The sequence below is a fragment of the Clostridium sp. D5 genome, from assembly GCF_000190355.1.
GTDB lineage: Bacteria > Bacillota > Clostridia > Lachnospirales > Lachnospiraceae > Faecalicatena > Faecalicatena fissicatena_A.
On the sequence record NZ_GL870815.1, the window covers coordinates 44,175 to 55,286 of the forward strand.

Annotated in this window: 8 protein-coding genes; 7 read left to right on the forward strand and 1 reads right to left on the reverse strand. The window is 48.1% G+C overall.

The genetic code is table 11. The annotated features are described in order from the left end of the window. The 6 genes from HMPREF0240_RS24855 to HMPREF0240_RS15570 all read left to right on the forward strand — a co-directional run. Positions 1 to 264 (forward strand): hypothetical protein (locus tag HMPREF0240_RS24855; protein WP_207636767.1); only part of this gene is annotated, 264 nt, incomplete at its 5' end. Positions 265 to 602: 338 nt separating this feature from the next. Then, the gene (hypB, locus tag HMPREF0240_RS15550) at positions 603 to 1,283 is read left to right on the forward strand and encodes a hydrogenase nickel incorporation protein HypB (protein ID WP_009004363.1); all 681 of its coding nucleotides are present in this window, start codon (positions 603 to 605) and stop codon (positions 1,281 to 1,283) included. Next, a complete protein-coding gene (locus HMPREF0240_RS15555; protein ID WP_009004364.1) occupies positions 1,259 to 3,985 on the forward strand; it encodes an FAD-dependent oxidoreductase in 2,727 nt (908 codons plus the stop codon). The genes hypB and HMPREF0240_RS15555 overlap by 25 nt, the downstream gene beginning before the upstream one ends. Positions 3,986 to 4,106: 121 nt before the next feature. After that, positions 4,107 to 4,451 (forward strand): hydrogenase maturation nickel metallochaperone HypA, encoded by a 345-nt coding sequence (locus tag HMPREF0240_RS15560; protein ID WP_009004365.1) that lies wholly within the window; start codon positions 4,107 to 4,109, stop codon positions 4,449 to 4,451. Positions 4,452 to 4,479: 28 nt separating this feature from the next. After that, on the forward strand, positions 4,480 to 5,532 hold the full coding sequence (locus tag HMPREF0240_RS15565; RefSeq protein WP_009004366.1) for a DUF5692 family protein: 1,053 nt from the start codon (positions 4,480 to 4,482) through the stop codon (positions 5,530 to 5,532). A 202-nt stretch (positions 5,533 to 5,734) separates the two neighbouring features. Then, entirely contained in the window at positions 5,735 to 6,862 is a 1,128-nt protein-coding gene (locus HMPREF0240_RS15570; RefSeq protein ID WP_009004367.1) for an aldo/keto reductase, read from the forward strand. A gap of 240 nt (positions 6,863 to 7,102) precedes the next feature. Here HMPREF0240_RS15570 and gnpA read toward each other — a convergent pair whose 3' ends face one another. After that, on the reverse strand, positions 7,103 to 9,256 hold the full coding sequence (gene gnpA, locus HMPREF0240_RS15575) for a 1,3-beta-galactosyl-N-acetylhexosamine phosphorylase (RefSeq protein WP_009004368.1): 2,154 nt from the start codon (positions 9,254 to 9,256) through the stop codon (positions 7,103 to 7,105). 228 nt (positions 9,257 to 9,484) lie between these two features. Between gnpA and HMPREF0240_RS15580 the strand changes: the two genes are divergently transcribed. Next, on the forward strand, positions 9,485 to 10,435 hold the full coding sequence (locus HMPREF0240_RS15580) for an AraC family transcriptional regulator (RefSeq protein WP_009004369.1): 951 nt from the start codon (positions 9,485 to 9,487) through the stop codon (positions 10,433 to 10,435). Positions 10,436 to 11,112 lie beyond the last annotated feature (677 nt).

Below are 11,112 nucleotides of genomic sequence, written 5' to 3' on the forward strand. Positions count from 1 at the left end.
ATAGAAGGAAAACCGGGGCAACCTGGCCACATCATCCGAAGCCTGATGGCTTCGCATGCTGGGGCCAGGGATTCGTTTGATTCGGAATCAAACGAATCACCCCGGTTTTCCTTCTATTTTACTCTACTCCAGCTAACCGCCCTATCTACACCTCCAGACAACCCTATTTCCGGTTACAGCGCTGGGGCGTTCAAGGCGGGAGTGGTGGATCTTGGCTGGATGGGTGTGTGGTATAGCAGGCGTTTTGTAAGTCTGGTTTTATGAGGGAGAAGCGGTATATTATTCTGCGGGGGGATGCAGGCCCGTCCGTAGGGGATGAGTTACGGGGGGCTCTTTGGGGATAACTGATTCCGTGGAGCAGCTGCAGACTTGTCCTCAAGGGTATGTGCGGCGGGTGTTTTTTGGGATGTACATTTTGGCTGTGGTTATACCAGATTCCAGACGGGGATAAATAAGTTAAAGTGCACTAAAAAGAGCTGATATATATCGCATATTGTACAAAAATGAAGGCTGTAATTGACACGTATTATATGAAATGATACAATGTTAAAAAGATAACATATTGTGGTACAACCAATATTTCGGGCGAAGGAGAGATGAGAATGGGAGAATTCAGGGTTCTGGAAATTAAGCGGAGTGTTTTTGCGGATAATGATAAACGGGCAGGGGAATTGAAGGAAGAGCTGAAGGAGAAGAAGGTGTTTTTATTGAATTTGATGTCTTCACCGGGATCTGGTAAGACAACTACGCTTATGAGGACGATTGAACGGCTGAAAGATGAGATGAAGATTGGGGTGATGGAGGCGGATATTGATTCGGATGTGGATGCAGAAACAATTTCGCGGCTGGGGATTAAGGCTATTCAGCTTCATACCGGCGGCATGTGCCATCTGGATGCGGATATGACCCGGAAGGGGCTGGAAGGACTGGAATGCGGCGAGATGGATCTGGCTATTCTGGAAAATGTGGGGAATCTTGTGTGTCCTGCGGAATTCGATACAGGTGCTGTGAAGAATGCTATGATTTTGAGCGTACCGGAAGGGGATGACAAACCGCTGAAATATCCACTGATGTTTTCTATCTGTGATGTGGTTCTGATTAATAAGATCGATGTGCTCCCCTATTTTGATTTTGATATGGAAAAGTGTAAAAGGAACATTTTAATGAGAAATCCCGGGGCAAAAATTATTCCAATCTGTGCACGCACAGGTGAGGGAACAGAGGCATGGGTGCAGTGGCTCAGGGAAGAAGTGAAGGAATGGCAGAAAGAGGAAAGGAGTTAGGAATGGCAGAGGAGAGAACTTTAATCTTAAAACTGGGACAGAAGATTACGGATCGGATCGGGCATAAAGTGACAGTGGATGATCCGGAATACTGGGGGCTTGCCTGCGTTGTAACGGATGAGATGGCGGAAGTAGCCCTGGCGATGAAAGTGAGAAAACCGGCCAGCGCGGCAGAGATCGCGAAGAAATGCGGCAAGCCTCTGAAAAGAACGGAAGAGCTGCTGCAGGAGATGAGCGTGATCGGTCTGCTGGAATATAACTGGGAAAATGCGGACCGCCACAAACAGTACATACTGCCGATGTTCGTGCCGGGCTGTGCGGAATTCATGAACATGAACCTGGAGCAAGTGGAGGAACATCATGAGGTGGCCAGGTTTTTTGAGCGGATGAGCCGCCTGCCTCTGGAGAAAGTGACGCCTATGGTGCCGCCGGGAGGCGCCGGAATCGGGATGCATGTGATTCCGGTCGAGAAGGCGATACCCACGGAGCAAAAATCGGTCAGCGTTGAACATATTTCCCATTGGGTACAGAAGTATAAGGGAAAATATGCGGTCGGCGCATGTTCCTGCCGCCGTTCCCGCCGAATTCAGGGAGAAGGCTGCGGACACCTGGAGGAGGATATGTGCATCGGTGTGGGGGATATGGCCGATTACCTTGTGGAAACCGGGAAGGGACGGTATATCGATGAAGCAGAGGTTATGGAGATTCTGCAGAGAGCGGAAGAGAATGGTTTGGTGCACCAGATTACAAACATCGATGGGGAAGACAAGATATTTGCCATCTGCAATTGCTGTGTCTGTTCCTGTTATGCACTGCGGACTTCCCAGCTTTTTAATACGCCGAATATGTCCCGTTCCGCTTATATTGCGAAGGTAAATACTGACAACTGCGTCGCGTGCGGACAGTGTGTGGAATATTGTCCTTCCGGCGCAGCAAAGCTGGGGCAGAAGCTTTGCACCAAAAACGGGCCGGTGACGTACCCTGTGCAGGAACTGCCGGATGCAGTAAAATGGGGGCCTGAGAAATGGAATGAGAATTACAGGGATGAGAATCAGATTAACTGTTATGATACCGGAACCGCACCGTGCAAGACAAATTGTCCGGCGCATATTGCGGTACAGGGATATCTCAACATGGCTTCCCAGGGAAGATACCTGGATGCATTAAAACTGATCAAGAAAGAGAACCCGTTCCCGGCAGTATGCGGCAGTATCTGTAACCGCCGCTGTGAGGATGCCTGTACACGAGGAGAGATCGATCAGGCAGTGGCAATCGATGAGGTAAAGAAATTTATTGCCATGCAGGAACTCAACGCAGACACCCGTTATATTCCACCGATGGTCAACCAGATCGGAAAACCGTATCCACAGAAGATTGCGGTTGTGGGTGCCGGTCCGGCAGGGATGAGCTGTGCATTTTTCCTGGCCCAAAAGGGGTATCCGGTAACTGTTTTCGAGAAGCACAGACAGCCGGGCGGAATGCTGACCCATGGGATTCCCGGTTTCAGGCTGGAGAAAGAAGTCGTAGACGCGGAGATCGCGGTACTGCGTGAGATGGGAGTCGAGTTCAAATGCGGAATAGAAGTGGGAAAAGACATCACATTGGATGAACTTCGCACACAGGGCTATCAGGCATTTTATCTGGCGATCGGATGCCAGGGCGGACGCAGGGCAGGCATTCCGGGTGAAGAGTATGAGGGCGTTCAGACGGGTGTGGATTTCCTGCATATGGTTAACACAGATGAAAACATACGGCTAACCGGGCGGACCATCGTGGTTGGCGGCGGTAATGTTGCAGTTGATGTGGCAAGAAGTGCGGTGCGCTCAGGTGCATCCGGGACTGCGATGTATTGTCTGGAGGATCAGAATTCAATGCCCGCTGCAGCAGACGAAGTGGCAGAGGCGCAGGAAGAAGGGATTACTGTGAATCACGGATGGGGACCAAAAGAGATTCTAGGTGAAAATGGCAGAGTAACCGGAGTTGTTTTCAAAAAATGTGTTGCTGTGACCGATGCAGAAGGCCGTTTTTGTCCTCGATACGATGAAGAAGACTGTATTACCGTGGAGTGCGACAATGTACTGCTGAGTATCGGGCAGAGCATTATCTGGGGCAGCCTGCTGGAAGGCTCCAGAGTTGAGCTGGGACGTGGAAACGGGGCGGTGGCGGATCCGCTGACATATCAGACCGGTGAACCGGATATTTTTGTCGGAGGAGATGTGTATACAGGACCGAAGTTTGCGATCGATGCCATTGCAGCCGGAAAAGAAGGTGCAGTCTCGATCCACCGTTTTGTACATGACGGGCAGAGCCTGACAATCGGAAGGAACAGACGGGAGTTTAAGGAACTGGATAAAAAAAATCTGGATATTCCGGATGGAAGCTATGACCGCGCCGGCCGTCAGGCACCGGGGCACAGTACCGGAGTTCATGCAGCGTCTACTTTCCGGGATACCCGCCTTTTATTTACGGAAGAACAGGTAAAAGCAGAGACTGCGCGGTGTCTGGGGTGCGGTGCAACAGTAGTGGATGAGAACCGGTGTATTGGTTGCGGCGTCTGTACAACAAAATGCGAATTCGACGCAATCCATTTGAGCAGAGAGATTCCTGAAGCAAGCAGGATGATGAAGAGTGAGGATAAGATGAAAGCAATCCTGCCGTATGCGGCAAAACGGCAGATTAAGATTATCCGCAGCAAAAAATAGTAAGGCTTCAAAAGACCTTGCCAACTATTTTTCATGCATCGCACGTAAGTGACTAAAGTACGGTCACTAAGTGCTCATAGCTACAAAAAATAACCGCAAAAAGGAAAGATGGGGATGAAATATGCATGAACTGGGGCTTGTCACACATGTGGTCCGTGCAATAGAAGAGATTGGAAAAGAAGAAAAACTGACAGAGGTTGCTTCTGTTACGCTCGAGATTGGAGAAGTAAGCGGTGTGATTCCGGACTATCTGACAGACTGCTGGAAGTATTTCCGGGTGAAGTCCGAACTTCTGAAAGCGGCAGAGCTCAAGATAGAGACAGTACCGGCAATCACAATCTGTGGGGACTGCCAGAAAACTTTTCCCACACTGGAGTATAAAAAACAGTGTCCGTATTGCGGAGGTGAAGCCACGTGGCTGGTGGCCGGAAATGAGTTTAATATAAAGGAGATTGCCGCCTGCTGAAGGCATTGAGAGGGAAGGAGAGTTATTTATGTTTGTATTTACAGAAAGTGTGCCGGTCATATTAGTCTGGCTTGTATGGATTGGAGTATTTATATCGCTGTTTGCGGCCAATGAGTTAAGCCGCCGTTTTAAATGGGTGGGGTTCGGATGTTTTGTGATTCTGCCGGTGGTGCTGACCGTTCTATGGCTGACCGCGCTGAAGGATACCTCTTATATGGACTGGTTTCATCTGGCAAAGGTATATTCTTCGACAGCGGGATGTATCGGGTTCTGGTGCATCCGCCATATTAAGAAGCTGCAGCACAATAAGATCGCGCTTTGTTTTCCACCGCTGATTCTGGCGATTAATATTCTGGAAGCGTGCTCCAGGGATTTTCAGGTAAGCCAGTATGTAACGCCTGTGGTTGAGTATATGAACAATCAGGTGCAGTATTACGTGGGCGGTTCATGGAATATCATGAACGGCATCGCAGGTATACTGAATATCATTACGATATCCGGATGGTTCGGCATTTGTATCCGCAGGAAGACGGCAAATGATAACAGCCGTGACATGCTCTGGCCGGATATGATGTGGTTCTGGATCGTGGCCTATGATTTATGGAACTTTGCCTATACATACAACTGCCTGCCTACCCATGCGTGGTACTGCGGATTTGCGCTTCTTCTGGCCCCGACCGTATGCGCATTTACATTGGGAAAAGGCGCCTGGCTGCAGCATCGTGCCCATACGCTTGCACTGTGGTGTATGTTTGCCCAGACGTTCCCGGCGTTTCAGGATGCAAGTAAGTGGCTGGTCCATTCGGCATCCAGCAAGGCAATTGCAGATGCGGCAATCCAGGAGGGAATTCTGGCTTCTGACGGATTCACTGTATTAAAAGATGCCGGAATCTATCAGGTTGCCAGTGCAGCCCCTAATACGTCATTTTTGTTTGTCATGAGTCTGCTGGCACTGCTTGCCAATGCAGCGGTGTTTATTTATATGATATACCGGATTATGAAGACAAAGAAAAATCCGTATAAGGGAGAGCTGTATTCGGATTTGGAAAAATATAAAGAAGTAAAAGCACTGGCTGAGTAAAAACATTCTGCAGGTCGGAATGGAGGAATATCCACATTGTAATGAAATCTTTTGGCAGCTAACAGTAAGCACCTGGAGTAAGTTTATTCCAGGTGCTTTAAAATGTAGGTCTGCAGGTCTGTTTTTTTCTCTGAAATTATTATATAATGCTACCAGAGTGTTGTTTAAAATTATGCTGGCAGCAGAATGGAGGAAAACAGGAATGGAAAAACAATACGGCAATATACCGAAGCTGGGCTTTGGGCTGATGCGCCTTCCAATGAACGGCGGGGATGTGGATATTGATCAGACAAAGCAGATGGTGGATATGTTTCTGGAGGCGGGATTTACATATTTTGACACTGCCTATGGATATCTGGAGGGCAAGAGTGAAGCCGCGGTCAAAGAGGCGCTGGTAAACCGTTACCCGAGGGACCGGTTCCTTCTGGCAACTAAACTTCCTGCCTGGGATGGGGTGAAGGATGCAGAAGAGGCAAAAGCGATGTTTGAAACTTCCCTGGAAAGGACAGGGGCAGGATATTTTGACTTTTATCTGCTTCATAATCTTGGGGAACACAGAACACAGGCATTCGATGACTTTGGTATCTGGGAATTTCTTGCGGAGAAGAAAGCGCAGGGGCTGATCCGCAATCTGGGATTTTCTTTCCACGACAAAGCGGATCTGCTGGATGAGATCCTTACGGCTCATCCTGAAATGGATTTTGTACAGCTTCAGATTAATTACGCGGACTGGGACAATCCGACGATTGAATCAAGGCTGTGCTATGAAACAGCCAGAAAACACGGCAAAGAAATCATTATCATGGAACCGGTAAAAGGCGGCAATCTTGCAGTACTTCCAGAAAAGCTTGAAGATATTTTTAAGGCGGTCAATCCCGATGCATCGGTATCCTCATGGGCAATCCGCTATGCGGCGTCTCTGGAAGGTATCATTACAGTGCTGAGCGGGATGTCTGATATCAGTCAGATGAAAGATAACCTGTCTTATATGAAGGAATTCAAGCCTCTTTCAGAGGAAGAGCGGGAAGCCGTCCAAAAGGTACAGAAGGCGCTGAGTGAGATTCCTACAGTGCCGTGTACAGCCTGCGCGTACTGCATGAAAGGCTGCCCTGAGAACATTGCTATTTACGGAACATTTCAGGCGGTCAATATGCTGAATATCTATGGTAATATGGAAAGTGCCAGCGGTTCTTATACATGGAATACCGAGGGGCACGGCTGGAATAAAGCTTCTGCATGCATAGAATGCGGAAAATGCGAAGAAGTCTGTCCGCAGCATATTCATATCAGGGAAGAACTGAAAAAGGCTGCCGGGATATTTGAGGCATAATAAGAGGCCCATGAGGGATGGAAAGTGATTTACCAAATCACTTTCCAGGACAACTTAAGTCAGAAAGCATCAGGCTTTCTGGCTGCATGTTGTCCGTGCCCTCATGGACCTCTTATTTTGTGTTAGCACTTTTCCATAAGCGGAAAGCTCCCAATCCCCCTTCTTTTTTTCCGGCGTCACCCGGCCGAGGTGCAGTCCCGCTCCACGCTTCTGCCAGGCGTCCCCTTATCTACAGCAGCATCAAACCTGCTCACAATAAATTCCATAGCTTTCCAACCGGCATTCGGTGGTTTTCCCGTTTACTTTTACGGAAGTCTTTTGTTCCTGTGCTGAGTTATTGATCACGACAAGCATGCTGCTTTCCGGATAATACGCGCATTCCGTATGCAGGTTGTCTGTCACAAGTTCCGGCATAAGCGGTTCGCCTGTTCCATAAAGAAGGAGATTCATAAGCAGCCGTGTGTTCTCCGGGCAGAGCTCGTAGGATGCGAGATAGATGCCCCTGCCGGAACCAAACTCACAGGAGGTAACAGCGGGTATGCCATCCTCTTCCCTGAGGACAGATGCTTTGCCATCCGTCAGATATATCCCTTTTCGGGCATGTACATAACTTCCGGAAGGGAAGAGTCCCTTCGGAGCATTTGCGTTAAATGTCCATTTGCCGTGGCATACTCTGGCACCTGTATCTTCGTCAACGCCCAGGATATGTGACATGCGGAAGAAGGTGTCGTATCCATTCACTGCGGAAGGCTCGTTAACACCGATGAAGGTTCCCCCATTATAAACCCACTCGGTCAGCAGGCTCACGGTTTGCTCATCTTTCCAGCAGTCTCCGCCGCTCCATGCACTTTGGGCATAACCGGCATTGATTACAACGTCAATATCCTTTAATGCCCCGTTTTTTACATCCTCGAAGCTGAGGAATGAGACATCAAAAGGAAGTCCTGCGAGGCTTTCATTGATATGAATTAAATCATGCATATACGTTTCGTGGAAGTGTCCGGATAATGTCCAGGAGCGCAGGGCACCCCAGTAATGGAGCACTGCCACCCTCGGTTTTAACACGGCAGGTTTCCCATGGCTGTGAAGTTCTTTGAGCATGCGGAATTCATTCGCGGTATCGGCAATATACTCCACGAATTCCGGGCTGTTTTCAACCAGGTGCAGATAGCCGCCAAGCCCGATCCGTTCGATAGGTGCTCTTAGAATAGCACGCCTTACGGACTGCCAGTATTTCTGCGCTTCTCCTTTCGGATTTCCCCCCTCCAGAAAAGTAGGGGAACCGTCAATCCCCGTAGGAAACAGGTAAGGGTGCAGCCGGAGTTCGTGGGTCTCCACAGGGACGCCGCTGCAAAGACGCGCCTCATAGCCGCTGAAGACACATTTTATCATTCCGTCAAAGCCGAATTCTTCAAAACGCCCGTTGTAAGGTTCGATTCCTACCCAGCTGTCATCGTAGAAAACATAGGCCTTTTTGCCGTAGTCATGAACCATTGAAACCAGTTTTTTTCCGAAGTCGATCACAAAATCATTGATAAACTCCATCCAGTCTTTCTTGGCTTTGTCAGCGGGCATATGAGTAACGTGATATTTTCCCTGATTCACAAAATCTTCCGCGGTCAGGGCGTATCCATATGTCTCTGTAAACAGATCCAGTGCTTTCGGGCTAACGGTAAAATCGTAGGATGCCCAATCGGTAAACAGATGCCGGTTCCTTACGTCGCTGCCCCAGATCCAGACAAAGTTATAGAACATAGAAGTGAATCTGACAACAGTTGTTGACTGATGAGCTTCACACCAGTTTTTCATCCAGCCAAGCAGGTAATCCTGTGCCTCTTCGTAGCGCGGATCGATCTGCATTAAATGCTCTTTATCCCAGTGATTGGTGGTATGGTTATACATGGAGATTTCTTCCCAGATGCGGTAAGCCATAAAGGAAACCGTGTACTTGTGCCAGGGCGTAATTCTTTTCAACCGTACCTGTTGTTCATTGGCGGAGTATTCCCACTGTGTCCTTTGAACCTCCTGTCCGGTGGTTCTGTCATAGACCTGCCAGTATTTGAGGGCATCGGGAGTGTCATTTACTGTAAATTGTTCGTCAAAGAAATCTTCCATCAAGGAAATAGCCAGTGTATCACTCACCGCGGTTACAGGATGAGTGATCAGGAAAGTCTGCTGCAGTTTGTCCATGTTCTTTTTTGCCCAGTCATTATGGTCTCTGATTATGCAGATTGTGGAATAAATCCCGTAACCTGCATCCAGAATTTCATCGGAAAGCTCGGTTCCGTCGCTGTCACGGATCACATCCGCCCCCCATTTTTCCGCCATCTCAAGCGTTAATTTTTCATATCCGGATTCCCCGGGAAGAGTAAATCCCCCTTTTGTTGTACTCATATCTGGTCACCTCTCTATTTTTGAATTTTGTGTTTTATGTATGTAAATACATTATCCTTTAAATGTCGAATGGCTTCTAATCAACCAGATAAAAAAAGTGTGCAAAAACGACCAATTATGATAAAATAAAAATCAAACAGAATGCTGAAAGTCGGAAGCGGACAGTCTGACAGAATATATATTGCACCGGATTAATTTTAGAAAACCAGAAAAAAGGGAGAGTGGGGTATGGAAGGAAGAAGTATTTCAAAAGGAGAATATAAAATAACGGAATTCCGCAGCTATCATCTACCGGAATATTTTCCTGTACTGCTTTTGACAGGGGAACACTGGAAGATATCAGATATTCCGAGCGGGCGCCTGCATTTTCATAATTGCCTGGAAGTAGGAATCTGTCATTCCCAGTGCGGAAAAATAGAATTCTATGGTGAGTCCCTGTCATTTGAGGCAGGCGATGTGACATGTATTCCCAAAAACATTCCCCACACCACTTATTCTGATAAGGACAGAAAAAGCAAATGGTCTTATCTGTTTTTTGATCCCGGCAGACTATTTGGAAGCTGGATGCCCGGTTCCTGGGAAAACATAAATCTTTCACCGGACGAGGAAAAGGGGTACCAATATATATTAAAGAAAGAAGATTCCGAAGGAATATACAACCTGGCTATGCAGATCATTTCAGAAATGACAGAGAAAAAACCAGGCTACCAGCTGAGCACCAGAGGGCTGCTCCTGTCCCTATATATTGAACTGTACCGCATCCAGAATCTGAAAACGGTCCGGGTCAAATGCATATCAGAAGAAGAGAGCCCGTCTAATACACTGGTACTCACACCTGCACTTGATTATATTGAAGAAAATTACATGGAATCCTTTCCGACCGAGACACTCGCTGAATTATGCCACTGGAGTCCCACCCATTTCCGGAGAGTATTCTCCCAGATCATGGGGATGTCTCCATTAGAATACATAAATCAGGTACGGATTGCACAAGCATGCAACATGCTGTGTACCACTGAAGATTCCATCCTGAGTATCTCAGAAAACACAGGTTTTGGTTCCGTATCCAGCTTTAACCGCAACTTTTTGCAGACCTTAAAAATGTCCCCACGAGAATATCGAAGACAAATAGCCGACACCCTCCTATACTATAACGGGTGGATGCAGCCGGAGGCGTGAGATTTTTTGGGGGAGTGGGGGAACGGACGCTGTATGGGCGCGTGACAGGGCTCTTCTGGATGCGGATTTAGGGAATAACTGCCACTAATCAAAATGGAAGCCAGCATGATGAACACCGACGACATGCACGAGAATGCCGGATGCATTCTCGCTTAGTCGTCTTTTCCGCAGGGGTGGAGCCCCTGCGGAAAGTTCATATGCTGGCTTCCATTTTGATGAAGTGGCAGTAATTCCCTAAAGACGCATCCAGAAGAGCCCTGCCACGCGCCCATACAGCTGGTTCATCCAGTCGGAAAGAAAACCTTCCGCCTCGGAGGAGCGCTGGGCGGGAGCGGTGGATCTGTATTGGCTTCGAGGAAAGGATATTAAGGGGGGATACGAATCTGTAAATACTTTATGGATAGAATATCAAAGGGAGAGATAGATTGTTATCTGCTTCGTGGAATGACCACCAGGAGAAGTGATGGAACAGAACTGAATTGAGACCAGCATAGCAGCTAATATCACTATGTAATGGGGACTACTCGATCCAGTTTGCCAGTGCAATCCGCTGCCCCCGACAAAATCCCCCCATGAATTTAATATATCCGCCGGATGAACCCAGCCTGTCGGTGGAGGGAGGAAGGACGGTGCGGGGGAAACTTCCGGGAACCTTTTTTGCAGGCATAGAGAGCGCC

What these genes read in the sequence shown, in the direction of transcription:
- hypB (WP_009004363.1), top strand. Translation starts at nt 603, where the DNA reads ATGGGAGAATTCAGGGTTCTGGAAATTAAGCGGAGTGTTTTTGCGGAT.
- HMPREF0240_RS15555 (WP_009004364.1), top strand. Translation starts at nt 1,259, where the DNA reads ATGGCAGAAAGAGGAAAGGAGTTAGGAATGGCAGAGGAGAGAACTTTA.
- HMPREF0240_RS15560 (WP_009004365.1), top strand. Translation starts at nt 4,107, where the DNA reads ATGCATGAACTGGGGCTTGTCACACATGTGGTCCGTGCAATAGAAGAG.
- HMPREF0240_RS15565 (WP_009004366.1), top strand. Translation starts at nt 4,480, where the DNA reads ATGTTTGTATTTACAGAAAGTGTGCCGGTCATATTAGTCTGGCTTGTA.
- HMPREF0240_RS15570 (WP_009004367.1), top strand. Translation starts at nt 5,735, where the DNA reads ATGGAAAAACAATACGGCAATATACCGAAGCTGGGCTTTGGGCTGATG.
- gnpA (WP_009004368.1), bottom strand. Translation starts at nt 9,256, where the DNA reads ATGAGTACAACAAAAGGGGGATTTACTCTTCCCGGGGAATCCGGATAT.
- HMPREF0240_RS15580 (WP_009004369.1), top strand. Translation starts at nt 9,485, where the DNA reads ATGGAAGGAAGAAGTATTTCAAAAGGAGAATATAAAATAACGGAATTC.